This is a genomic window from Colwellia ponticola, from assembly GCF_005885605.1.
Taxonomy (GTDB): Bacteria; Pseudomonadota; Gammaproteobacteria; order Enterobacterales; family Alteromonadaceae; genus Colwellia; species Colwellia ponticola.
The window spans coordinates 1-405 of record NZ_SZVP01000219.1 but is presented as its reverse complement, the minus strand read 5'-3'; the positions used below and the strand labels follow the sequence as shown (position 1 = coordinate 405).

General features: G+C 37.8%; 1 protein-coding gene. It reads left to right on the top strand.

Translation table 11 applies throughout. The annotated features are described in order from the left end of the window. Positions 1 to 11: 11 nt before the first annotated feature. A partial coding sequence (locus FCS21_RS17960; RefSeq protein WP_222928016.1) for an AAA family ATPase occupies positions 12 to 405 on the top strand: 394 nt, incomplete at its 3' end.

The following is a 405-nucleotide window of genomic DNA, read 5'->3' as shown; positions in this document are numbered from 1 at the left end:
CTAAAGTAACGTTGACCATTTTTGATGGGAAAGGAAAAGAAATAAAACAAATCACAAAACGTACAGAAGCAGACCAGTTGATCAGAGAACTGATGAATCTCGATGCGAAACAGTTTTCCCAAATCGTTTTACTGCCCCAAGGAGAATTCCGTAATTTTTTGGTTTCATCAAGCAGTGAGAAAGAGACTGTTTTACGTCATTTGTTCGGTACTCAGTTTTTCCAACAGTTCAATGAGCGATTAAAGGAAAAAGCAAAGCAACAGCAACAAAAACTAGATCATTTAGAGCAAGAACTTCATCTTCTGCAAAAAAGATTTGTTTTAGTCAAAGAAGAGGAAGCAGCAGCAGGATTTGAGGCCGTTCTTTCCCAATGGACAAACCATCAGGCCATACTAGAAAAACAAA